This window comes from Cupriavidus sp. GW822-FHT02D05 (genome assembly GCF_058802485.1).
In genome coordinates this window covers 157573-181061 of sequence record NZ_JBXAOE010000006.1, presented here as the reverse complement: position 1 = coordinate 181061, position 23489 = coordinate 157573, and the positions used below count along the sequence as shown (strand labels likewise).

Genomic DNA, 23489 nt, shown 5'->3' with positions numbered 1-23489 from the left:
TGCCCGCCGCACTACGTGGACGGGCAGGCAAGCCAGCTTAGGCGACCGAGGCCGCCGCGGCCTCGCGCCGCAACGCGAAGAGGTTGGCGGGCCGCGTCAGCCCAAGGTTCTCGCGCAGCGTGCGTCCCTCGTACTCGGTACGGAACAGGCCGCGGCGCTGCAGCTCAGGCACCACCAGGTCGACGAAGTCGTTCAGCGACTCCGGCAGAACCGGCGGCATGACATTGAAGCCATCGGCGCCTTCATTGCGGAACCAGGATTCAATCTCGTCCGCGATTCGCTCGGGCGACCCCACAACCACCCGGTGGCCGCGCGCGCCAGCCAGGCGCTCGTACAACTGCCTGAGGGAGAGCTTTTCGCGCTGCGCCAGTTCCGTGACAAGTGCCAGGCGGCTAGTATTGCCATTGGTGCTTTGGGCAAACGGCGGCGGCGGCCCGTCCAGGTCATACTGGCTCAGATCCACACCGGGGAAATAGCGCGACAGGATGCCGAGTCCAACCGACGGATGGATCAGCCCCTGCAAGGCGGCGTACTTCTCCTCCGCTTCCTCCTGCGTGCGGCCGATCACTGGCGAGATCCCAGGCATAATCTTCAGCTCGTCGGGATGGCGGCCGTACTTTGCCAGCCGCCCCTTGACGTCCCGGTAGAACTTCTGCGCTTCTTCCAGCGTCTGCCACGCGGTAAAGATCACCTCTGCCGTGCGGGCGGCCAGCTCGCGGCCGGCGTCCGACGCACCCGCCTGCACCACCACAGGATAGCCCTGCGGCGGACGCGAGATATTGAGCGGCCCCTTGACCGAGAAGTGCTTGCCCTTGTGGTTGAGCGTGTGCAGCTTGCCGTTGTCGAAGTAGACACCACCCTGCTTGTCACGCAGGAAGGCGTCGTCCTCGAAGCTGTCCCACAGACCCTTGACCACATCGAGGAATTCCTCGGCGCGCTCGTAGCGCAGCGGATGCGCCGGGTGCTCTTCCTTGCCAAAGTTGCCGGCGGCGCTCTCGTTGCCGGTGGTCACCACGTTCCAGGCGGCGCGGCCCTTGGAGATGTGGTCCAGCGAAGCGAACTTGCGCGCCAGCAGGTAGGGCTCTTCGTAGGTGGTGGAGGCGGTAGCGACAAAGCCGACATGCCGTGTCACCGCGGACAGCGAGGCGAACAGCGTGACCGGCTCGAAATGCGCGATGCGGCCATAGCGGCTGCTCGCCTCGTCGTCACCTCGCTCCACCACGCCAACGCTGTCGGCCAGGAAGACCAGGTCGAACTTGCCGCGCTCTGCCGTGCGTGCGACGTCCTGATAGTGGTCAATATTGGTCCCGGAATCTGCCTGGGAGCCGGGATGACGCCAGGCGGCGATATGGTGGCCGGTAGCCTGTATAAAGGCGCCGAGCTTGAGTTGACGTTCGCTCATGGAAATACTCGCTTGGGATGGTCTGATTGTTTGATCGGCACCACGCGTGTGGCGTGGCGACCATCCCAAAGCGCAAACTCCATGCCATCCTCCAGGACCTCGCGCTGCCGTCGCGACAGCGGAGTAGCTGCTGCGCGGCGAGCAGCGCTCAACGCAGCAACTGTCTCGCGTGTAGCAGCGCGACCACCTTGAGCACGTTATCCTGCAACGCATCTCGGCCGTCCAGCAGCAGGTCCGGCGATTGCCAGCGCAGCCGCGCGCAGCGGCAGGCATCCAGCCATGTGGCCTGCAGGTGTGGCCAGCGCCCCTGTATATTGGTACCCCACAGGCGGTCGCGCATGGCAATGCGTTCGCGCCGCAGCGCAACCGGGGCGTCGACGCGGATCAGCAGGTCGGAGCGAGGATGCGGCCGCATGGCATCGAACAACATCGCCGGGCGGATGGCGAAGCGCAGGCCGCCGCTATCGCTGCGGCGGATAAAGCTGGTGAGGTCCACATCCGGCGTCGACGCCGGGCTGCCGAGTCGGTGCGCCAGCAACCGGTCGATCAGGCCCCAATCGTAGTCCAGTGGCCTCGTCAGGAAGGTGCGCAGGGTCATGCCGGGCGGCCGGGGAAGGAAGAAGTAATCGGTCGGCACGCGCCCCACGCGCCCTTCCCCAAGCGTCTGCGCGATCGCCATGCCAAGCGCGGACTTGCCCGCCCCAGCGGGACCGACCACGGAAATGCGTAGCGGAGGGCAGGGAAGTTGCATAGGCTGACAGTGGAAGTCCAGGGACACTGCGCCGGCCTCACCCGCGCAGCAGCTTGTAGCTCTGGTCATCGTCGCGCCGCGTGCCCGGTGTCCAGCCGATAGAATGCCGGTAGCTGCCAAGCAGGGCGGCGCCGGCCAGTTCCCGTTCGTCCACCGCCTTGCGTTTGTCGGCGAACGGCGCCACGTAGAGCGCATCCGTCGGGCAATAGGCCTCGCACATGAAGCAGGTCTGGCAATCCCGCTGCCGGGCGATCGCAGGGTTCTCGCCCGGCACCGCGTCGAACACATTGGTCGGGCAGATCTTGACGCAGAGATCGCAGCCGACACAGCGATCCTGGCTGATGAGCTCGATCATGCCGCCAGCTCCAGCTGCTGTGCCTGCGGCGCGGCATGCCACGCTTCCCGTTGCGGCCGCACCCAGACTTCGTCCAGGCCGCCGCTCACCACGAAGTGCCGCTGCGCCGCGTCCGGACCGGCGAAGTCGGTGCGCTTATGCATGCCGCGTGTTTCGGTGCGAAACAATGCACTGCGGTACATCCAGCGCGCGTTCGCCAGCATCGCCACGGCTTCGCGTGTGCGCGCCGTCGTGCCCGGAGCGGGTGCCGCGGCGCCGCGCAAGGCATCCCAGCGGGCATCCAGCCGCGCCAGCGCGCTAAGCAGCCCGTCGTGGTCGCGGAAGTAATTACGCGCGTAGGGGAACATTTCGTCCTGCACCGCGCGAATCAGCGCCGCCGCTTCGATGGGTTCTCCACTCCCGCGCAAGTGCTCCGCGGCCGCCCCGCGCACCGGCCGCCCCGCCGCGTCCGCGCCCACCCCAAGCGCGAAGGCCGCGGCAGACTCGCCGGCCCAATAACCCGACGAAGTCGCCCACGCCGCATTGCGGCTGCCGCCCCCCGTAAAGCCACCGCAGATCAGTTCCCGCGTGGCCGCGTCGCCGGCCGCAAACAACCCGGCAACCGTTGTGGCGCAGCCGCGGTCGATGATGCGCAGGCCGCCGGTGCCGCGCACGGTGCCTTCCAGTCGCAGCGTCACGGGGAAAAGCTGGGTGAATGGATCCAGCCCGGTGCGATCGAACGAGAGGAAGAAGTTTGGCTGCGCGAAGCGTGCCAGCCGGCGGTCTTCGTGGGTTGCCTTGTCGAGAATAGCGTAGACCGCCCGGCCCTGCTGCAGCAGGCGCGCGATGGGGCTGCGGCTGCGCCCGCCCGCACCCGGTATCTCGGTGCCGTCCTGGTGCCGGAACGTGGCCCAACGATAGAACGCAGACTTGGTCACCGAGGAAAAGGCTGGCCCCAGTCCATAAGCATTCGAAAACTCCATGCCCGACAATTCCGCGCCCGCCTCGGCCGCCATCAGTTGGCCGTCACCTGTCAGCACGTTGCAGCCGAGCGCCTTGCTCAGGAAGGCACAACCACCGGTGGCGATGACAACGGCGCCGGCGCGTACCGTCCAGGCGCCTTCCGGCTGCCGCCGCGTGCCGCGTGCGCCAGCAACGCGGCCATCGTCATCGAGCAGCAGTTCGGTGACGGGGCTCTGGTCGAGGATCTTCACGCCGGCCTCCCGCACGACCCGCCGCATCAGCCGCATATACTCCGGCCCCTGCAGCGAGCGCCGCTGCTGCTTGCCGTCTTCGTCGACCGGGAAGGGATATCCCCATTCGGCCACCAAGTTCAGGTTGTGGTAGGTCTGGTCGAGTACCCGCGCGCTCCACCCATGATCGGCCAGGTGCCCGCCCAGCGCATCGCGCTCTCGGATAGCCGCCGCCCGCGCCTCGGGCTCCGGGGGGATGTACCAGACGCCAGTGCCGGAGGGCGCGGTGGCGCCAGATGTGCCCACATACCCCTTGTCCGCCAGCACCACGCGCGCGCCTTGCCTAGCCGCGCGCCATGCGGCCCAACATCCTGCCGGCCCGCCGCCGATCACCAGCACATCCGCCGGCTGCGCCGCCGGTCCTTCCCATCCGTTCGTGCCCATACCTTGCTCCCGTGGTTTAGCCTTGCTTGATGGGGAAAATGCACGATGCATGCCACGCGTCCGGCGCGACTTCCTCCGCGCTTGTGGCGTGATTGCATCACCAGTGTTGCTGCGCTCGCAGCAGTCAGGTGCCGCAACTGGTACGCCAGCAACACGCCGGGTGTCGGATCTCGCGGTTTTGCACGCCATTTACGGTGGCATGCGACTTGCGCCTCAGGCCCAATTTGACGAGACCTTTCCATGCGCCTCCTGCCCACCCCTCGCCGTTTGTCCGGCTCGGTTGCGTTCGCCCTGTTTGTATTCGCCATCTCCGCGCTGGCGCAGTCGCCCCAGGTCATACGCATCGGCATTGCCAATGCCCCGTCCGGCAACCCGCCACGGCTGTCCTCGGGCAGTGCCATGGCCATCGCCAACGTGCGCGGCCTGATCGAGGAGGAGTTCCACGCCGACGGCATCAAGATCGACTGGTTCTTCTTCAAGGGCACTGGCCCGGCAGTCAACGAGGCGCTCACCAACCATCAGCTCGACTTCGCCCTGCAGGGCGACCTACCCGCCATTATCGGCCGCGCCAATGGCCTCAAGACCCGCGTGCTGTTGATTCTGGGCAGCCGCACCAATGCCTACCTGCTGGTGCCGCCGCAATCCACGGTGCGCTCGGTGGCGGATATCCGCGGCAAGCGCATCGCCTTCAGCAAGGGCACCATGACTCAGCTACCGGTAAACCGCATCCTGGAAGCCAACGGCATGAATGAACGCGACATCCGCGCCGTCAACCTGGATACCGGTTCCGCGCAGGCGGCCCTGGTCAACAAGGACATCGACGGCCTGTTCGGCGGGGCTGCGCTGCTCAAGCTACGGGACCAGGGCGTGGCGCGCGTGGTGTACTCGACCAAGGTGGCACCCACCTTTACCGGACAGTCGGTGATGCTGGCCACCGAGACGTTTGCCGACAAATACCCGAAGCTCACCCAGCGCACCGTCAAGGCGCTCGCCCGCGCAGCGCTGTGGGCCTCCGACGACACGAACCGCGAGGAAGTGTTCAGGATCTGGGCACTGGGCGGCACGCCGGCGTCCGTCTGGCGCGAGGAGTTCGAAGGCACTCCACTGGCGGTAAGGCTGTCGCCGCGCTTCGATCCCTTCGTGGTGGCACGGCTCAAGGACGCGGTGGCCGATGCTTACCGCTTCCGGCTGATCCGCAAGAATTTCGAGGTTACGCAGTGGATTGCACCGGCCTATCTGGATGCGGCGCTCAAAGAACTGAAGCTGGAGCAGGCCTGGCCGCAGTTCGACGCCAACGGCAAGCCGCTGGCGCCTTGATCGCACTCGCGGCAGCCCGACTGCCACCGACGTCAGGCGGCGACCTTCAGTGTCGCCTCGAACAGGCCGAGCAGCTCCTGCCAGTGGCGGGCTTCGGACTCGGCATGGAGGCCGGGTTGTCCGCCACGGCAAAGCCGTGTCTGGCGGGGTAGCGGGTGGCGGTGTGCTCCGCGCTGGCCGCGGCCAGCGCTGCCTCCAGGCGCCCGATATCGGCCACGGGCATCGAGGCGTCATCCTGCGCATGGCCGAAGTGAAGGCGCGCGCGGATCGCGGCGGCCCGCAGATGCGGGTTTTCCGCTGCCGTGGTCGCGAGATTGCCGCCATGGAAGGCTGCAACGGTGGCAATGCGCGCGGGATAGTCCGCCGCCGCATGCAGCGCGATGGCCCCGCTCAGGCAATAGCCTGCGATGCCCACCGCTTCGCCCGCCACGCGCGGGTGGGCGCCCAGCCAGGCCAACAGTGCGGCGTCGACGACGGGCGCCCGGTCCGTGCGGTAGTAGAGATTCGACAGCACCACCACGTAGCCTTGCGCGGCCAGTTGTCGGCCTTTCTCGATGAAGGCCGGGCGCGCCGCGTATGTCGGTATGGAGAATGACGGCCGGCCAGGTGCCCTCGCCGTCAGGCAGGAATACCCAGGCGTCCAGTTCGCCGTCCTGGGTGGGGAAATTGATCTGCTTCTCGCTCATGTTCGCTTCTCATCAATGCCTGCAATGAACTGGGCCATACTGCACGCCGGATTGCTCTACAGGGTCGCGAGGGAAATTTCGGTCGCCTTCACCAAGGCGATGACTTCCGTCACCACGGCCAAGCCAAGGTCGCGCACCGAGCCGGTGGCAATGACCTAGGTTACGATGCCGCCCGGCGTCTCGACATCGACCGCCGAAACGACAGGTCCTCCGATGATGTGCGAGATGCGACCGCGGAACTGGTTGCGAACGTTGATGGCTGCGATGGTCATGCTTTGCGTTTTCCCTTGATCGATAACAGGCAACTGGTGGCTGGCTTGGGCCGGTGCTTACGCCTCCCCGCCCTGCCTTGACTGGCAAGCTCCATGCCAGCCGTCCTGGCCCACGCGGGGCCGGATGGTGTCCCTCGTGCCGCTGCTGGCGCAGCAGCGCCGCGAAAAAGCTGCGCCAATGCGAGCGGTTTCCGCCCCGCCTCAGGCCACAGCAGGCAGCATATCCCCTCGCCCAGCCCGCAATCCATCCCGCACATCCTCATCGACCGCCCGCGGCTCCGGCAGCACCACCGGACCGGGCCGCTCCGCGGGCGGGTTGCGATCCGCGCGCACCCGTTCACCATCCACTTCCTCCGGCAAGAACCCGCCCGCCTGCTTGCTCCACAGCGCAAAATATGCACCGCGCCGCCGCAGCAACTCCGCATGGGTGCCGTCCTCGATAATGCGCCCTGCATCGAACACCAGGATGCGATCCAGGTGTGCAATGGTGGAAAGCCGGTGCGCCACCACGATCACGGTCTTGCCGACCATAACGTCGTCGAGCGTGTCCTGTATCGCCTTCTCGGTGATGGAATCCAAACTGGAGGTGGCTTCATCCAGGATCAACACCGGCGCGTTCTTCAGGATCACCCGGGCAATCGCAATACGCTGGCGCTGCCCGCCCGACAGCTTGACGCCGCGCTCGCCCACCATCGCGTCATAGCCCTCACTCATCTGTATGATGAAATCGTGCGCATGGGCCGCACGCGCCGCCGCCTCCACTTCGGCATCAGTCGCTTCAATGCGCCCGAAGCGGATGTTCTCGCGCAGCGAGCGGTGAAATAGGCTGGGATCCTGCGGGATCAGGCTGAGCTGCGCATGTAGGGAATCCTGCGTCAGATCGCGGATATCGATGCCGTCAATCAGGATCTGGCCACGCTGCGGATCGAACAGCCGCAACACCAAGCTGGTGAAGGTCGACTTGCCCGAGCCGGAAAAACCGACCAGGCCCACCCGCTGCCCCGACGGAATCGACAGGTTCATTTGCCGGAACACCTGCTTGCCGTCGGCGTAGGCAAAGTCCACGTCGCGAAAGGCGATGCTGCCACTTAGCAACGGCACGGCGCGCGCGCCTGGCGCATCGACCAGTTCATGCGACTGCACGACTGTGGCCACGCCGTTGGCCACGTTGCCGATGTACTCGAAGAACTCCAGAAAGCGCCGGCTGAGGTTGCGGGCTTCATTGATGATCAGTAGGGACAGACTCACCGCCATCACAAACTCGCCGACGCCGATCCCTCCCTGCCCCCACAGCGTCAGCGCGTAGTACAGCACGCCGATCTTGAGCGCGGCCGCGGCGGAGAACTGGAACCAGCGTACCCGCTCCGAGTAGCCGTTGGATTTACGGATCGCCGTCATCTCGCGGGTCAGGTACTGCTCCAGGTGTTCCCGCTCGAAGTCCAGGCGAGCAAACAGCTTGACGCTGGTCAGGTTGCTCACCGAGTCGACCACCTTGCCGGTAGTTTCGCTGCGCGCGGACGACGCCTTGAACGCGTACGGTTGGCAGCGCGTCGCCAACCAGTAGGAGCAGCCGACGAACACAACAGCCCACGCCGCCACGAACAGTCCCAGCTGTTCATGGGCCCGGTATAGCAGCGCGATCGATACGGTGAAAACGATGGTGATAGGCCAGAAATCCGTGATGATGGCCCACAGCGTCTGCGTAACGCCCTGCGAGGCTTCGCTGACGCGATGCGCGAGCGAACCTGCGAAGTTGTTGCTGATGTAGCGGTGCGAGTGGTGCTGCAGGTAGTGATAGATCTCGCGCGTGACATTCTGGCGCTGGCGTGGACCCAGCCGGATCTGGATGGCCCCGGCCAGGCGCCCGAACACCACCTCGCCCAGCGAGAACGCCACGAACAGCAGCAGCGGCTGCTGCAGCACCGCCACCAGGGCTATGGAATGGCCGGCCGCGGTGGTCACCTCCTTGATGATGCGCGCCAGCGCATAGGGGATCAGAATGCCGCTGCCAGCGGCGATCCCCTCGAACAACAGCATCATCGCGTACCAGTAGCGGTAGCGCGCCACAAAGTGACAGATAAAGCGAAAGGGCGTGGCCGGCAGGTCGGGGGTGCCCGGCGCACGCTGGAACGTTGGCGAGGAAGACATGATCGTGGTGTGATGATGTGGGGACGATGTAGGGAAAAGGGGCCGAGGTAGCTTGCGCCTCGGCCTCGGCCCCGTGCCTCATGGCTGGGCGAAAGTGAGCGAGCGAATCGCGGCAAGGCCCTCCTCCACCGGCGCGCGCAGTGCAGGGGCCCCACGCGCGCGCAGGTAACGCTCGGTGACGAAGGCCTGCACCGGCGCAGCGCCGGCGGGCAGGCAGAGATACCCCTGATGGGAAACCTCGAAGCGCGGCGCGACAGAATCCGGCGCGAAGCGGTCGACCTGGGTTGCGCGGTACTGGACGCAACGCGCCCCGCCCAGGCTGGCGGCTTGTGCCTCCAGCCCGGCAAGATCGTGGCCATGGTCGGCCAGGCGCGCCACCAGCAAGGCCCGGGCCCATTCGAGCAACACCACTTCCTGCGCAATCGGCGGAAGCGGCTTGCCCGTATCCACCACCACGGCCCCGGCAAGCACCGCGTAGGGCTCGCCGTCCGCGCCGACACGCGCGGCGGCGGCGTTATCGACGAAGACGATGGCGTCGCGCCGTTGCCGGACTACCTTCCAGCCTGCGCCGGCCGGCGCCGCCACGCTGAAACCCGCGGCCTGTAAGCGCGCAGGTGCCGCCCCAGCGGCGGCGCCTGCCGTGGCGAACACCGTCGCGGCCCCGGCTAGCAAGCCCACAAGCCGGCGGCGCGCTGGCATGACAGCCCCGGCCAGGGGGCGCGCCCTCATGGCTCCAGCCCGGCAAACAACCCTTCCAGGCGCTGCGCGATCTCGCTGTCGAGCCGCGGCAGCAGCGCCAGCGCACCGAGGTTGTCGTGCAGTTGCTCCACCCGTGAAGCCCCGGTGATAACAGTGGAGACGTGCGGGTTGCGCAAGGCCCAGGCCAGCGCCAGTTGCCCCGGCGTGGAGTCCAGCGCACGGGCGATTCCCGCCAGTTCCTCGACGGCCTGCCGCACGCCCACATCGCCAATGCGTTCGCGCAGGCGTTCGTTGCTGTTCAGCGCGGCGCGGCTGTCCGGCGCAATGCCTTCCGTGTACTTGCCCGTCAGCACGCCGCCTGCCAGCGGGCTCCAGGTGGTCAGGCCCAGGCCGATGTCCGCATAAAGCCGCGCGTAGTCCTGTTCGACGCGCCGGCGCGCCAGCAGGTTGTACTGCGGCTGCTCGGTGACCGGCTTGTGCAGGTGCGCGCGCTCGGCGAAGTCCCAGGCTGCGCGGATCGAATCGGCGTCCCACTCGGACGTCCCCCAGTAGAGTGCCTTGCCACGCGCGATGATGTCGTGGAAGGCCCAGACGGTTTCCTCGATCGGGGTGTCCGGGTCCGGCCGGTGTGCGTAGACCACGTCGACGTAGTCCAGGCCAAGCCGGGCCAGCGAGCCGTCGATCGCGCCCAGCAGGTATTTTCGGTTGAGAGTGCGCCTCTGGTTGGGGCCGTCGTTGAGGCCGCCATAAAACTTGGTGGCAATGACGAAGTTCTCGCGGGCCCAGCGCAGCTCACGCAATGCGTCTCCCATCACGCTTTCCGCCTTACCTTGGGCATAGCTCTCGGCGTTGTCCAGGAAGTTGATGCCATGATCCCGCGCGGCGGCAAGGATCTCCACCGCTTCGCGCACCCCCACCTGGCCACCGTAGGTCACCCATGCGCCCAGCGACAACGCGCTCACCTTCAGCCCGGCACGCCCCAGTCTGCGATATTCCATTTTCCTTGTTTCCTTTCGCTTCGTGATCAGTCCTGGCGCGGCCCCCTTGGCCGCGCGTAGCTTCATGCGTGCCCCACCAGCGGCACCACCTCTTGCCCCACCAGCAGCGCTTCTTCCAGGTTCGGATAACCGGAAAAAATAAAGCTGCCAATGCCAAGCGAGATGTACTCTTCGATCCGTTGCGCCACCTGCCGGTAGGAACCGATCAGTGCCGTGCCGGTACCGCCTCGCACCAGCCCCACGCCGGACCAGATGTTCGGGTAGATCTCCAGGTCGCGCGCCCGGCTCACCGCGCGCCCGGGATGCAGGCTGCGCATGCGCGCTTGCCCGACCGACTCAGATTCCGTCAACTGGCGCTGCGCGACGTCGATCAGTTCCGGCGGCACCTCGCCGAGCAGGCGTTCGGCCTCGCTCCACGCCAGTTGCTCTGTCTCACGTGCAATCACGTGGATGCGCAAGCCATAACGCAAGGTGCGGCCATGGCGCGCCGCAAGCGCATTGGTGCGCGTCAGCCGCTCGCCCAGCATGGGCGGCGTCTCGCCCCACATCAGGTACACATCGGCGTGTTCGGCGCCGGTGCGCTCGGCTGCGTCCGACGCGCCGCCGAAATAGATCGGGGGCAACCCGGCCAGCGTCCCGGCCAGTGCCTCGCCATCCACCACGTAGTACTTGCCTCCGTGGACCTGCCCGACACCGCCAAAGGCGTCGCGCAAGACCTGCAGGTACTCTCCCGCGCGCTCGTAACGCGCGTCATGGCCAAGAAAATCGCCCAGCGAACGCTGCTCGGTGCTGCTACCGCCGGCCACCGCCTGCAACAGCAGTCGCTGGTTGCTAAGCACCTGCAGCGTGGCTGCCTTCTGAGCAAGATGCATGGGCAGCTCTAGCCCCGGCCGGAACGACACCAGGAACTTCAGCCGCGCGGTTTCGTGCGCCAGCGCAGCCGTCACCAACCAGCCGTCTTCTGCGGTCAGGCCGGTCGGCAGCATGACCGCATTGAAGCCGGCGTACTCGGCGGTACGCGCCACGCTGGCCAGGTAGTCGATATCGGGCGAGCGCGTGCCGCGCGAGCCGTGCCGTACGCTGCGCACCCCAGTATTGACGAGGTGCCTGCCATCACCGCTGGTGGGCAGGAACCAGTTGAATTCGATGCTCATGGAAATCGCATTCCTTGTGAACAGTTCAGACGGCAAGCGGGGCCTGTGGCGTAGCGAGCGGCCTTTTGCGCAGCAATGGCAAGACTTCCTCCCCAAGGCGAAGCAGCTCCTGGAGTTCCGGCTCGGCGGAAAGCACGAAGCTATCGAGCCCCAGCGCGTGCAGCGCCTCCAGCCGCTGCGCGACCTGCTTGTAGGACCCCACCAAGGCAGTGCCTGGCACGCGCCGGGAGCGCGCGGCATCGTCCGTGGCCTGCCGTTCGGTCTCCCGCGCGATCACATGCACGCCATAGGCGAAACGCAGGCTGCGCCCGAACCCGGCTGCCAACTCGCGCAACCGGCGGATGCGTTCGCCAGCCTGCGCGTGGGATTCGTTCCAGCGCAAGTGCACGTCACCCAGCTCGGCCGCGACCTGCTCGGCTTGGGCCGAGCAGCCACCCAGGTAGATGGATGGCGGGTTACGCAGCGGCTTGAGCAGGCCGGCGTTCTCGACACGGAAATATGACCCGTGGAAGTGCAATTGCCCGGCAAAGACCGCCCGGCCCTTCCACGTATGCCGCAGCACCTGCAGGAACTCATGCGTGCGCTGGTGACGCTCCTCGTGCTCGAGCAGGTCGCCGTAGGCGCGGCGCTCGGCCTGGCTGCCGCCGGTGACCACATTGAGCAAGAGCCGGTTGCCGGAGATCGATTGCAAGGTCTGCGTGCTTTGCGCCGCCACGGCCGGCTGCACCGAGCCCGGCCGGCAGGCCACCAGGAAGCGCAGCCGCGCAGTATGGCGCGCCAGCAGGGCAGCGGCCAGCAAAGGCTCCAGGCTGCCCGGCCCCGTCGGCAGCTGGATGCCGTGAAAGCCGGCATACTCCGCCGCCCTGGCGACGTTGATCAGGTATGCCGCATCTCTGTAGTACAAGGCTGCGCTGCCGTGCGACGGCACATGCCAAGTGAATTCCAGGCTCAAGATGTCTCCTCCCCTCGTTGGCCGCGGCTATAGCAGCTCGAAGCCCTGGCCGGCCAGTGCCTCGCGCAGGCGATCGCGGCCTTTCAGGCTGTCCGGGCCGCGCAGGCGGGCCACCGAATGGACACTCCAAGCGTCCGATGGCAGTTTCTGCGAGCCATAGAAGGCTTTCATGATCTTGTCGTAGGCGGCAACCTCCTCGCGCACGGACGCCGGCGCGTATTGCTCGCGGTACAGCACGGTGCGTTGCGACAGCCGCGGCTTGACCGCGGCGGGCCGGGCCAGGTCGGGAAAGCCAATGCAAAGTCCGAATACGGGGAACACGCTGCTGCCTGTGTTCAGCTCCCGCGCCACCGCTTCGGGCTGGTTGCGAAAGGCGCCGATGTACACCGTGCCCAGACCGAGCGACTCGGCCGCGGTCACCACGTTCTGCGCGGCCAACGCGGCATCGATCACCGCCATCAGGAAGGTATCCAGGTAGCGCAAGCCCTCGGCCCGCTCATCCCGGTGATCGGCGATACCGCGCAGGCGCGACAGGTCAGCCAGCCACGCCAGCACCAACGGTGCCTCGCGGACCTGGGCCTGGTTTCCGGCCAGCGCGGACAGGCGGCGGCGCCGGCCCTCGTCCTCGATCGCAATCACGCTCCACGTCTGCAGGTTCGACGAACTGGGCGCGGACTGGGCCGCGCCGATCAATAGCTCCAGCGTGCCGGCAGGCAACGTCTCCGGCAGGAAGGCGCGCACCGAGCGATGCGCCAATATGGTCTCTAGCACCGGGTTGAGCGCCTCTATCGCAGGCATGTTGCTCACCCCGTCCACCTTTTGCTCGCCATAGCGGGTGGCAAGCAGCTTCAACAGTTTCGACATTGCGAGGTTCTTCCTTTTCGTCGTTCGGCTTACCAGGCGAATTTCCAGTCGGACAACGCCGGCTCCGGCAATGCGGCCGTCAGCAGCTTTTCCGCCGGCGAGTCGGCAAACTCGCTCATCACGTCTTCCTTGATCGCCGAGAAGGCATAGCTTCCCCGGTCCCGCGGGCGCAGCAGCGGAACGTCGACAATGCGCTTGATGCGCCCGGGGCGCGGCTGCATCACCACCACCCTGTCGCCCAGGTAGACAGCCTCCTCGACGTCGTGCGTCACCAGGATCGCCGTAATTCCCTCCAGCTCCCAGATGCGCTGCAGCTCCTGTTGCAGGTAGGCCCGGGTCAACGCATCGAGCGCGCCAAATGGCTCGTCCAGCAGCAGCACTTCAGGCCGGTTGACCAGCGCGCGCGCGATCGCCACGCGCTGCGACATGCCGCCCGAGAGCTGATAGGGATAGGCGGTCTCGAAGCCCTTGAGCCCGACCAGCTCGATATGTTCCTGCACCGAGTTGCGCTTGCCGGATTCCGGAATCCTGGCGTTGAGCAAGCCCAGGCTGATGTTTTGCTCGACAGTCAGCCACGGGAACAGCCGGTGCTCCTGGAACACGATGCCGCGGTCCAGGCTGGTGCCGACGATGCGGTTGCCGTCCAGCAGGATCTCTCCCTGGTAGTCCTCCTCAAGTCCGATAATCAGCCGCAGCAGCGTGGATTTCCCGCAGCCGCTGGAACCGACGATGCTGACGAACTCACCCGGCTGGATGGTGAGGTCGATGTGTTCAAGCACGGGTAATGGCTCGCCCTTGACCTGGTATTGCTTGGAGAGGTCCTTGATCTCCAGTGTTGCGACTTGTGGCATATGCGTCCTTATTGCCTTTTTAGACTTTCAGTCTGGTTTAATACTGCGCAATCGATTTGCCGCGCCAGCGCAGCAGGCGCGCCTCCAGGCGCGCGGCGATTCCGTTCAGCGCAAAGCCCACCGCGCCCACCACGACCACGCCAAGCAGCACCTGGTCCATCCAGAAATGCTCGCGCCCATCGGTCAGCAGGTTGCCGATACCGGCACCGGCGCTGAGCAGGTATTCAGCGCCCAGCGTAGCCAGCCAGGAATAGATCAGCGCCAGGTAGATGCCGGTGAAGATCGACGGCAAGGCCGCCGGCAGCACCACGCGGCGCCACAATTGCCAGCGGCTGAAGGTCAGCACGCGCGCCACTTCCAGAAACTCGCGCGGCACGCTGCGGATGCCCTCGAAGGTATTGAGGAACATCGGGAAGAACGCCGCCAGCGACAGGAATACCACCTTGGCCGGATCGCCCAGCCCGAACCACACCGAGATCAGCGGAATCCACGCCAGCAGCGAAACTTGCTTGACGGTGTGCAGGGTCGGGCCGACCAGGTTCTCAAACAAGCGGGAAAGCGCAAGGGCGGTGCCAAACGCCAATCCGGCGGCGGTACCGATGGCAAAGCCAAGCAGCATCCGGTTCACGCTGGCTGCCAGCGAGGCCTGCAGATAGCCGTTGCCCACCAGGCGCACCGCGGTATCCCAGACCTCGCCGAGCGGCACGAACAGCCTGGAATCAGTCCAGTGAAAGGCATAGGCCGCCCACCACAAGGCGAAGACCAAAGCCGGCACGGCGATGCCGCGCCGGAATTGCCGCCATTGCACGCGGCGGCGTTGCCGGCGCGCCTGCCGGTGCCAGGCGCGGGTGCCGCTCGGGGTGTCTTGATACGAAGTCTTCATGGCATTCCCCTCAGAAGCTCTCGCGGCGCCAGCGCAACAGGTGGCGTTCGACCAGCGCCAGCAGCCGGTCCAGCATGAACCCCACCGCGCCGACCACCACCACCGCGGCCAGCACCACGTCCAACTGGTACAACTGGCGCCCGTAGACCATCAGGAAACCCAGCCCTTCGGACGAGGCCAACAACTCGACTGCCACCAGCGCCAGCCAGGCATGCGTGAGTCCGTAGCGCACCCCGTTCCAGATCGGCGGAAAGGCCGCAGGAAAAACCACCTTGCGCAATAGCTGCCAGCGGCTGAAGCGGAACACGCGTGCCACTTCGACAAACTGGGCCGACACGCCCTGGATGCCCTTGAAGGTATTCATCGTCACCGGCACAAAGGCAGCTTTGGCGATCAGGATGATCTTGAGCGCCTCATCGATGCCGACCAGCATCATCAGCAAGGGCAGCCAGCCCAACGATGGCACCTGCGCGAACAGGCGGAAGGTGGGATAGAGGTACTCCTTGATCACAGTAGACAACCCCATGCCCACCCCCAGCAGCAAGCCCAGCGCGCTGCCCACCAGGAAGCCGTAGACCACGCGTTCCAGGCTGATGGCCAGGTGCATCTGCAACTCGCCGCTGGCCGTCAGGTCGCGGAACGTCTCGGCCGCTGCCGGTGGCGCCGGCAGGATCTGCGAAGGCACCCACTCGTTGGCCGCCGCGACCCACCATAGCGCCAGCACCGCTAGCGGGAAGGGCCAGGCCAGCAGCAGGCGCCAGAACCTGGCGCCGTTGAACCAACGCGCAGCACGACTTGGCCAGGTGCGCGAGCCCCGCGGCGCGCTTTGCGCCGGGCGCCGCTTGGCTGCCTCGGCAAGCGGCCGCGACGGCATGTGCTCAAGGATGGGTACGGATGACATGGGGCGATTTCCTCTTTGCTTTGGAATGAGATCGGGGCGATCAGCGCGCTGCCGCCAGCGCCCTGCCTTGGGCGTCGTTGGCGGTCCAGTAGTGCTCGAGCTTCAACTCCGCCAGAGCCCGGTCGAGGAAGCGCCGGTCGATCCAGGGTTCGACCGCGAAACGGGTGCGGGTCAGGCGGTAGCGCGGCGCTTGCTCGACGGCATCCTGGTAACGCGTTACCAGGAAGGGATCGAACAGCGGACTCAAGCACTCGCGCACCGGACGCCCGCCAAGGTCCTCCAGCAGGTGCGCCTTCGGCACGCCCATACGGGCCCACAGCGCCAGCGTCTCGTCGCGGTGGGCATCCTCCGAGCCCCAATGCGCGGCCCGCACCACTGCCGTCACCACGCGTTGGGTAGCGTCGGGATAGCGGCCGGCGAAACTCTCGGTCACCAACAGATGACTTTGCCGGGTGAAGACCGGCGAGTCGCCGCGGCTGCTGTAGACGATCCGTGCCTGGCCAGCATCGCGCAGTTGCAGCAGGTCATAGCCGCCGAACACGGCATCAATGTCGCGCGTCACCAGCGCCGCCTTGGCCGATGCGTTGTCCAGGTTGACCGCGCGAATATCCCGCTCGCTCAAGCCGTAGGCTTCGAGCAGCCGGTTGATCGGCAATTGCGAATTGGTGCCTTTGAATAGGGCCACGCGCTTGCCGCGCAGATCCGCGAGCGAGCGCACCGGCGAATCCGGCGGCACGGCCAGGTAGATGTTGACCAGCGTGCCGCTGGCCAACAGCAAGCGCGTTTTCAGCCCGCCCGCGCGCCCGATGATGGACGGCAGGTCGCCCTGGAAGGCGAAGTCGATCTGGCCGTTGGTCAAGGCTTCGTTGACGGCCGGGCCCGCACCCTTGAAGAAATGGAAGTCCACGCGCGCTCCCGTGCCAGCAAAGGCTTCCTGGACCCAACCCTTGGTGTATGCCAGCCCCACAGCGCCCGAGGTAAACACCGGCGGGTTGCCCGGCGCTGGCGCAGCCACGCCAATGCGCACTGCCGCGGGAACCGCCTCGGCCCGGACAGTGCCAAGCGGCACAGTGCTGAACGCCAACGCCAACAGCCCGCGCGCGCACGCGCTAATCAACCGGATCACGGCATTCATCCCTGGCCCCCCCGCCAGCGCAGCACGCGCCGCTCAAGCCGCCGCGCGGCCAGGTTGAAGCCAGTCCCGACCAGGCCGATCGCCAGCATGCCGAAGACCACAAGTTCGACATTGAATGCTGCCCTGCCGCGTATCACGATATTGCCCAGCCCCTCGCCAAAATTCGCCAGCAGGAATTCGGCACCAATGGTGGCCACCCAGGCGTAGATCAGACCCAGGTGGATGCCTGCCAGGATTTGCGGCGCGGCGGCGGGCAACACCAGGCGCAGCAGCAGTTGCAGGCGCGTAAAGCGATAGACCCGAGCTACCTCTGCCTGAGCCCGCGTGACCGCGCGTACGCCTTCGAAGGTACCCAGCACCACCGGGTAGAAGGCGGACAGTGCAATGAAGGTCAACTTGGAGAGCTCACCGGTGCCCAGCCACGCGGTCAGCAGCGGCAGCCAGGCAAACAGCGATATCTGCTTGAGCGTATGGAAGCTCGGCCCGATCAGCCGCTCGGCCCAGCGCGACACCCCCAGCAAAACGCCTAGCCCCACCCCCGCTAGCGTGCCCAAGCCGAAACCGCCAAGGTCACGCAGCAAACTTGCGGCCACACCACGATAGAAAGCGCCCTGCGTCAACGAGTGCCACGCAACCCGCGCAACGTAGTCCGGCGGCACGATCAGGCGCGTGTCCACCCAGCCGAAGGTGGTGGTCGCCCACCAGGCACCCAGTATCAGCGCCGGCAGCACCATCCCGCGCCAGTCGCGTGTTGCCAGCCCGCGCCACAATGAATCGAATGAAGTCATCGTCCTCTCCTCAGAATGCTCCGCGCCGCCATCCCTGCAGCCGCGCTTCCACCCCGCGCAGCGACAAGTCCAGCGTCACCCCGACCATACCGATCGTCAGCATGCCGACCACCACCACATCCAGTTGCAGCAATTGCCGGCCCCACACCATCAGGTACCCGATGCCCTCGCTGGATGCCAGCAACTCGACGAACACCAGCGACAGCCAGGCCTGCATCACGCCCTGACGGATGCCGTTGAACAGACTGGGCGCGGCCGCCGGCAGCACCACCAACCGCAGCACCTGGGCACGGCTGAAGCGACACACCTGCCCCACTTCCAGCCACGCGCGCGGGATATTGGCGATGCCCTGGTAGGTGTTGACAGTCACCGGCACCACCACTGCCAGCGAGATCGCCGAGATCTTCAGACCCTCGTCGATGCCCACGAAGATGATCAGCAATGGAATCCAGCCGATCACCGGAAACTGCGACACGACCTCGAAGGTGGGATAAAGATAGGCCCGCACTGACCGCGAAAGGCCCATGCCCCCCCCCAGTAGCAGCCCTGCGAATCCGCCGATCAAGCAACTCCAGCCCACCCGCGACAGGCTCACCAGCAGGTGTTTCTGCAACTCGCCGCCCTGCCAGAGTTCCACGGCGGACCGCCACACCAGTGCAGGCGCAGGAAGAATCTGCTCAGGCAACCAGTGCCGTGTCACGCCGAGTTGCCACAAGCCGAGCAGCAGTAGCGGCAGGACCAGCCCAGCCACGCCATAGGCGACCCTAGCCAGCAGCGGCACTGCCAGACGGTGGAATCCGGGCCAGGAAAATGCGGGGGCACGGTGCGCGCCGCGCAGATCGCGCAAGCCGCCCATTGCGGCGGGATGCGCTTCACGCAATAGCTCACTCATCGGCATGCTCCCGGTTGCGCCGCGCGATCATCTTGCCGCGGTGCTGGTGCTGGCCTTGCCGCCAGCAGGCCAGGCCGCCCAATAGGTCTGCAGGCCAAGCTCCTTGAGTGCGACCTCCTGGTACTTAGGCTCGATCCAGCCTTCGATGGACACCTCGCGCCGCGTCAGCTTGAATTCCTTGGCTTCGCCAATGGCCTTCCTGATGGCGGCCACGTAGTACTCGTCGAGCAGCGGCGAAAGCCTGTCCTTGAGCAACTGGCCATCCCAACTACGCTTGAAATCGATGTACGGGGTCGATCCTGCCTTGGCCCATATCTGGAACTGCCCGTCGCGGTTCTTCTCGTCGCCAGCCCAGGCCGCCGTGCGGTACAGCCGGGTGACGACGCGCTGCACGATTTGCGGATACTTCTTCTCGAACTCCTCAGACACCCAGAAGGTGCTCGGCGAAGTCAGCGTGGGATCATCCACATAGGTCTCTAGAATGCGTGCCACGCCCCGCGCTTCCAGGTCAAACGGTGCGGCGCTGATGGTGCCGTCGATATCTTTGGTCGCCAGCGCGGCCTTGGTGGTGTCATTGTCCATATTGACCACCTTGAAATCCTTCTCGCTAAAGCCGGCGCGAGCCAGCACGCGGTTCAGCGTGAGCTGACCGGCGGTGCCCTTGAAGACCGCCAGGCGCTTGCCCTTGAGGTCCGCCAGCGACTTGGCGGACGAATCGGATGGCACCACCAGGTACTGGTTGCCTCCACGGCCATAGCTGGCAATGATGTGGTGCTTCAGGCCGGTGGCGCGACCCACGATCAGGGGCAGGTCACCATGGCCAGAGAAATCGACCAAGCCATTGGCGAAGGCTTCGTTGACTCCCGGACCGGCGGAAGGAAAGAACACCCATTTCACCTGGATGCCATCCTTCTTGAATTCCTCCTCGAACGCGCCGGTCTGGTGCAGCGTGGCCAGCAAGCCCGTGGTCAGCGGCCTGCCGCCGGTTCCCGCACCAGGCACGGCAATGCGGATAACGGACGGCTTCTCTTGCGCCTGCACGGCAGGCAGCACCGTGAAAAAGGCAATGAAGAGGCCCAGCAGGGCAAAGAGTCGTTTCATGATCGAGTCCTTCGAATAGCGGTAAGGAGGTTGATACGGTAAATGCAGTTGGCGCGGAAAACAGGGGCAAGCACAATCAGAACCCATACTGGAACTGCGCCAGCACAGCGGTGGAATTCTTCATGGATGGGTCCTGGTAAAAAGTCCTCAGCAGGTTGAGCTGCAGCTTGGTGGTTTCGGCGAAGAACACGTTCAGGCCCAGCGTGGCCACCTTGATCTGGTCGTTCCCCACCGCCGTATTGGGGTCGTAAAGGTCGTAGCGCAAGAAGGCCTGGTATGTCTTGGGCCACCAATCGTCGTACTTGGCCTGGCCGCGGTAGCTACGCAGAAACTGTTCGCCCCACTGGTAGTACAGCGTCACGTACTGGCCGCGCGACTTGATAGTGGATTTGCCGGTACCAGTGGATCCCGCCAGCAACTCGGTTTCGCCATCGGCGTATTCGTAGGTGATGCCGTACGGGTTGTGGTTGTAGTAGAGATCGAGACCGCGACGGGTGAAGTTGTTGCTCGCTACTGTGGTGGTCGTGGTGCCAACGGTGCGCGTCAGGTTGCCAGAGCCCTTGAGGTAGGAAACGCCGAGTTTCAGTTCACGGAATACGCTGTTGTAGTCGACCGGCAGCGTAAAAGCGAGACGTCCGATAAAGTCCTTCGCGCTGTTGTCATCCGCCTTGTTGGGGCCATTGCCGTTGAACACGCCAAAGGCGTATTCGACCAGCGGCGCTCGGTAGTTGAAGCCGTAGTCCACATAGGAGTTGTAGTCGCCACGGAAGACCACGCCGATCTGCCGTGTACCCACGCCGAGCGCATTGACGAACTGCGCGTTGTTGATCACGGGCCGCAGTTCCTCGCTGGTCTGCGCTTCCAGGCCGAACGGGATCTGCTGCTGGCCGAAGCGCACCGTCAGCTTGTCCTCCTCCAACCCGGTTGTGGTCGGCAGAAAGCTGTAGTCGAGGTAGGCATCGGTCAGGTTGAACTGGCTACCGCTGCTCTGCGCGGTGGTGGTCAGGCCCGAGCTGACATTCTGCGCGTAGGCCAGCGCCAGCCGATAAGTCAGGTTGCGCCCTTCCGCGTAGTCCCTGTACAGGCTGCCGCTGAGATTCAATTGCGCAGAGGCGATATCGAAGCTGCTACTGCGTGCCTTGGCGCCCGGTGTGGAAGAGCCGGTAGCGCCCGGGTTGAAGTAGCTGCCGCGCACGGCCACCGTGCCGCCGATGGTAGTGCCGCGTGTGGTCAGCGCGGTCCTGGTTTCGCGGCTGCGGGTCTGCTCGTATTTGTAGTTTTCAAGATCACCGCGAATGCCATCGATATCGGCCTTGGTGGCGTAGTCGCCTTCAGGGGCCGTCGACGCAGCCGTTGGTGTCTGCGGGGCTACCGTGACGTGTTCGGCAGTCAACGCGGGATTGCCTGCCACCACGGGCTTTGGCCTGGATGCCGCCAGTTCTTGCCTGAGGCTCTGTACCGCGGCTTTCAGTTCTTCGACTTCCTTTTGCAACTGCTCCGTACTGGGTGCCGCCGCAGCGCAATGCCCGGCTATCGCCAATAGGCCCGCCCCCAGCAGGTAATTGGCTCGTCTTGTTTTGGAATGATGCACGACATGTTCCATGAATTATTCGCAAAGCGTGTGCACCGCAATGCGTGGTTGACGTGAATGGCGCCCTAAGTGAGGTCTGTCGCAGACTTTCCGATTTCTAATTGCGAAATCCATGCCATGCCGAAAACCCACTTTTCAAGGAGATAACGCAGCGATTTCCTGTTGACCTGTTAGCAAGACAACAAGGGCCTTGCTCTCGGTGTTGCCCACGCAGCAATAGAGAAGAACATTGAATTTGCAAAGAACAAAGGCCCGCATAAGCGGGCCCGTTCTTCGTTGTAGTGCATCATGCGACTGACGATGGTCAGCAATTTTCTCCTAGTCCACCGAAACCATGAAAGACTCTCCAAGCAGGCCGAAGCGCTTGAGTTGCGCGCGCAGGACATTGCGTGAGATATCCAGACTACGTGCTGCGCGCACCTGATTTCCCCCGCAATGATCATAGGCAACTGTTACTAGCGCCCGTTCGACGACCTCATGCAAGCGCGGATGCTTCTGCTCCAGCAATTGCCGCAGAATCTCCTGCATCGACTCCATCAGCACCTCCGGCCCGACATCGCGCATTCGTGGCGCCAGCGCTTCCCGCGCGATCTGCTCCGGCAAGCGCAGGTCTGCACTTTCGATGCACCCGGTGCGGCTGATGATCAGCGCGTAGTGCACGACGTTCTCCAGTTCACGAATATTCCCAGGCCAGTCGTAGCGCAACAGCGATTGCTCTGCCGGCACGGATATGGACACCTCCGGCAGGCTCAGCTTGCGTCCGTATGTCTCCGCGAAATAGCGAGCCAGCGGCATGATGTCGCCGCGCCGCTCGCGCAACGGCGGCAACTTCACCGGTGCCACATTGAGCCGGTAGAACAGATCCATGCGGAAATTCCCCGCCTGCACCGCCTTCATTAAATCGACATTGGTCGCGGCAATCAGCCGCACATTGACGGGAACCGGCGCGCGCGCTCCGATGCGCACCACCTGCCGCTCCTGCAGCACGCGGAGCAGCTTCACCTGCAGCGCGAGCGGCATATCGCCGATTTCGTCGAGGAACAGCGTGCCGCCATTGGCGGCCTCGAACCAGCCCTGGCGCGCATGCGTGGCGCCTGTGAAGGCGCCGCTTTCATGCCCGAACAGTTCGGCGTCGACCAACGCCTCGCTGAAGGCACCGCAATTCACGGCGACGAACGGCCCGGCGCGCCCGCTGCACTCATGGATATGGCGAGCCACAAGTTCCTTGCCGGTGCCGGTCTCGCCAACGATCAGCGTGGTGACATCACTGGCACCAACGCGCTCTACGTGCGCCAGCAGTTGCTCGGATACCGGATCGTTGAACACCAGCGCCTTGGCTCGGATCGACAGGGCCATTTCCTCCGGCTTGGCGAACTTCAGCAATTTGTTCTGGGCGACGCCTCGCGCCGTTCCATGCCGATCGGGATGATATTCGCTCATTCTTTTCCTGCCCTACCTCTGATTCTGTCCGGACGGTTAACAGTGATGACGTGCACGCGGCATCCTCCATGTGAGCCGCGTAGGCCAAAGGGATGTTGGCTGCGCGACACGACGGTCATCGACAACGTTGCGGCATGGGCATCGGAGTGCTCCCTGGAAACGGTCCATCGCCATTGTGGTCGTTTTGTCGCAAAGTTTCACAACCCATTTGACATATGAATATTCGCGCAGTGTCAGGAAGCCGCAAGCGCTATACCGAGGAACGTTCCGTAGGCCCATCGGCGAGCCCCGCCGTCTCGAGCCGCGTTGCTACCGCATCTGCAGCAGTCGCCGCGCCTGTACTGCGCGCAGTAGTCTCTCGGCGGGCCGCGCTGGGCACTGGAGTTGACTGCTGGAACGCGCCTTGCTCACACGTACGGTAGCCACCACGCCCAGCAAGGGAACGGACTTCCCCACCAACCACCGAAATCTGCCAAGATGACCATCTATCGGAGAGCACCGAGTGCTCCCACGTAAGCGAGCCATGATCATGTGCCCGTGTAGCAGGGCAGCTCGGAACCCGCACCACTGGGCGCGAGCTCCGCGCCTTCGTCACGGACTGGACGCCAAACGGCCGCTGGATACGGCACCGATCCTGCAGATCCGGCAACTGTTGCAGGCGCATCGCACGCCGATATTCCCAGGCCAGACGTT

Annotated in this window: 22 protein-coding genes and 1 pseudogene; 2 read left to right on the top strand and 21 right to left on the bottom strand. The window is 65.1% G+C overall.

The window, feature by feature from the left end; genetic code table 11:
• Positions 1-37: 37 nt before the first annotated feature.
• From AC1RQK_RS10255 to AC1RQK_RS10240, 4 genes are all read right to left on the bottom strand, one after another.
• Positions 38-1402, bottom strand: coding sequence for an LLM class flavin-dependent oxidoreductase (locus AC1RQK_RS10255; RefSeq protein ID WP_492808905.1), 1365 nt, complete (start codon positions 1400-1402; stop codon positions 38-40).
• Positions 1403-1550: 148 nt separating this feature from the next.
• Complete coding sequence (locus AC1RQK_RS10250; protein WP_492808903.1) at positions 1551-2081, bottom strand: hypothetical protein; 531 nt, start codon at positions 2079-2081, stop codon at positions 1551-1553.
• 109 nt (positions 2082-2190) lie between these two features.
• The gene (locus tag AC1RQK_RS10245; protein ID WP_492808902.1) at positions 2191-2508 is read right to left on the bottom strand and encodes a 4Fe-4S dicluster domain-containing protein; all 318 of its coding nucleotides are present in this window, start codon (positions 2506-2508) and stop codon (positions 2191-2193) included.
• The gene (locus AC1RQK_RS10240) at positions 2505-4124 is read right to left on the bottom strand and encodes an FAD-dependent oxidoreductase (protein WP_492808900.1); all 1620 of its coding nucleotides are present in this window, start codon (positions 4122-4124) and stop codon (positions 2505-2507) included. Before AC1RQK_RS10240 ends, AC1RQK_RS10245 begins: the two co-directional genes overlap by 4 nt.
• Before the next feature lie 240 nt (positions 4125-4364).
• Here AC1RQK_RS10240 and AC1RQK_RS10235 point away from each other — a divergent pair, with 240 nt between their 5' ends.
• Positions 4365-5441 carry an ABC transporter substrate-binding protein gene (locus AC1RQK_RS10235; protein ID WP_492808899.1) on the top strand — a complete coding sequence of 359 codons (1077 nt, stop codon included), beginning with the start codon at positions 4365-4367 and terminating at the stop codon, positions 5439-5441.
• Positions 5442-5487: 46 nt separating this feature from the next.
• Here the strand turns inward: AC1RQK_RS10235 and AC1RQK_RS10230 are convergent, their stop codons facing one another.
• The gene (locus tag AC1RQK_RS10230) at positions 5488-5955 is read right to left on the bottom strand and encodes a dienelactone hydrolase family protein (protein WP_492808897.1); all 468 of its coding nucleotides are present in this window, start codon (positions 5953-5955) and stop codon (positions 5488-5490) included.
• A gap of 40 nt (positions 5956-5995) precedes the next feature.
• Here AC1RQK_RS10230 and AC1RQK_RS10225 point away from each other — a divergent pair, with 40 nt between their 5' ends.
• On the top strand, positions 5996-6286 hold the full coding sequence (locus tag AC1RQK_RS10225; RefSeq protein ID WP_492809103.1) for a hypothetical protein: 291 nt from the start codon (positions 5996-5998) through the stop codon (positions 6284-6286).
• Here AC1RQK_RS10225 and AC1RQK_RS10220 read toward each other — a convergent pair.
• From AC1RQK_RS10220 to AC1RQK_RS10145, 16 genes and pseudogenes are all read right to left on the bottom strand, one after another.
• Positions 6184-6399, bottom strand: a pseudogene (locus tag AC1RQK_RS10220) (TOBE domain-containing protein). The gene AC1RQK_RS10225 and the pseudogene AC1RQK_RS10220 sit on opposite strands and share 103 nt — an antisense overlap.
• A gap of 201 nt (positions 6400-6600) precedes the next feature.
• On the bottom strand, positions 6601-8547 hold the full coding sequence (locus AC1RQK_RS10215; RefSeq protein ID WP_492808896.1) for an ABC transporter ATP-binding protein: 1947 nt from the start codon (positions 8545-8547) through the stop codon (positions 6601-6603).
• Positions 8548-8625: 78 nt separating this feature from the next.
• Positions 8626-9276: a hypothetical protein gene (locus AC1RQK_RS10210; protein ID WP_492808894.1), complete on the bottom strand. Its 651-nt coding sequence runs from the start codon at positions 9274-9276 to the stop codon at positions 8626-8628.
• A complete protein-coding gene (locus tag AC1RQK_RS10205; protein ID WP_492808892.1) occupies positions 9273-10244 on the bottom strand; it encodes an aldo/keto reductase in 972 nt (323 codons plus the stop codon). The genes AC1RQK_RS10210 and AC1RQK_RS10205 overlap by 4 nt, the downstream gene beginning before the upstream one ends.
• Positions 10245-10306: 62 nt before the next feature.
• A complete protein-coding gene (locus AC1RQK_RS10200) occupies positions 10307-11398 on the bottom strand; it encodes an LLM class flavin-dependent oxidoreductase (protein ID WP_492808891.1) in 1092 nt (363 codons plus the stop codon).
• A 25-nt stretch (positions 11399-11423) separates the two neighbouring features.
• Positions 11424-12350: an LLM class flavin-dependent oxidoreductase gene (locus tag AC1RQK_RS10195; RefSeq protein WP_492808889.1), complete on the bottom strand. Its 927-nt coding sequence runs from the start codon at positions 12348-12350 to the stop codon at positions 11424-11426.
• 27 nt (positions 12351-12377) lie between these two features.
• Positions 12378-13214 (bottom strand): NADPH-dependent oxidoreductase, encoded by an 837-nt coding sequence (locus tag AC1RQK_RS10190; protein WP_492808887.1) that lies wholly within the window; start codon positions 13212-13214, stop codon positions 12378-12380.
• 29 nt (positions 13215-13243) lie between these two features.
• The gene (locus tag AC1RQK_RS10185; protein ID WP_492808885.1) at positions 13244-14065 is read right to left on the bottom strand and encodes an ABC transporter ATP-binding protein; all 822 of its coding nucleotides are present in this window, start codon (positions 14063-14065) and stop codon (positions 13244-13246) included.
• Between the two features lie 37 nt (positions 14066-14102).
• Positions 14103-14948 (bottom strand): ABC transporter permease, encoded by an 846-nt coding sequence (locus AC1RQK_RS10180; protein ID WP_492808884.1) that lies wholly within the window; start codon positions 14946-14948, stop codon positions 14103-14105.
• A 10-nt stretch (positions 14949-14958) separates the two neighbouring features.
• A complete protein-coding gene (locus AC1RQK_RS10175; protein WP_492809087.1) occupies positions 14959-15822 on the bottom strand; it encodes an ABC transporter permease in 864 nt (287 codons plus the stop codon).
• A gap of 67 nt (positions 15823-15889) precedes the next feature.
• Positions 15890-16984: an ABC transporter substrate-binding protein gene (locus tag AC1RQK_RS10170; protein ID WP_492808883.1), complete on the bottom strand. Its 1095-nt coding sequence runs from the start codon at positions 16982-16984 to the stop codon at positions 15890-15892.
• Complete coding sequence (locus AC1RQK_RS10165; RefSeq protein ID WP_492808881.1) at positions 16981-17772, bottom strand: ABC transporter permease; 792 nt, start codon at positions 17770-17772, stop codon at positions 16981-16983. Before AC1RQK_RS10165 ends, AC1RQK_RS10170 begins: the two co-directional genes overlap by 4 nt.
• Before the next feature lie 10 nt (positions 17773-17782).
• The gene (locus AC1RQK_RS10160) at positions 17783-18664 is read right to left on the bottom strand and encodes an ABC transporter permease (protein WP_492808879.1); all 882 of its coding nucleotides are present in this window, start codon (positions 18662-18664) and stop codon (positions 17783-17785) included.
• A gap of 27 nt (positions 18665-18691) precedes the next feature.
• Positions 18692-19765, bottom strand: coding sequence for an ABC transporter substrate-binding protein (locus AC1RQK_RS10155; RefSeq protein WP_492808877.1), 1074 nt, complete (start codon positions 19763-19765; stop codon positions 18692-18694).
• Between the two features lie 76 nt (positions 19766-19841).
• Positions 19842-21356: a porin gene (locus tag AC1RQK_RS10150; RefSeq protein WP_492808875.1), complete on the bottom strand. Its 1515-nt coding sequence runs from the start codon at positions 21354-21356 to the stop codon at positions 19842-19844.
• A 318-nt stretch (positions 21357-21674) separates the two neighbouring features.
• Positions 21675-22682, bottom strand: coding sequence for a sigma-54 interaction domain-containing protein (locus tag AC1RQK_RS10145; RefSeq protein WP_492808874.1), 1008 nt, complete (start codon positions 22680-22682; stop codon positions 21675-21677).
• Positions 22683-23489: the final 807 nt, after the last annotated feature.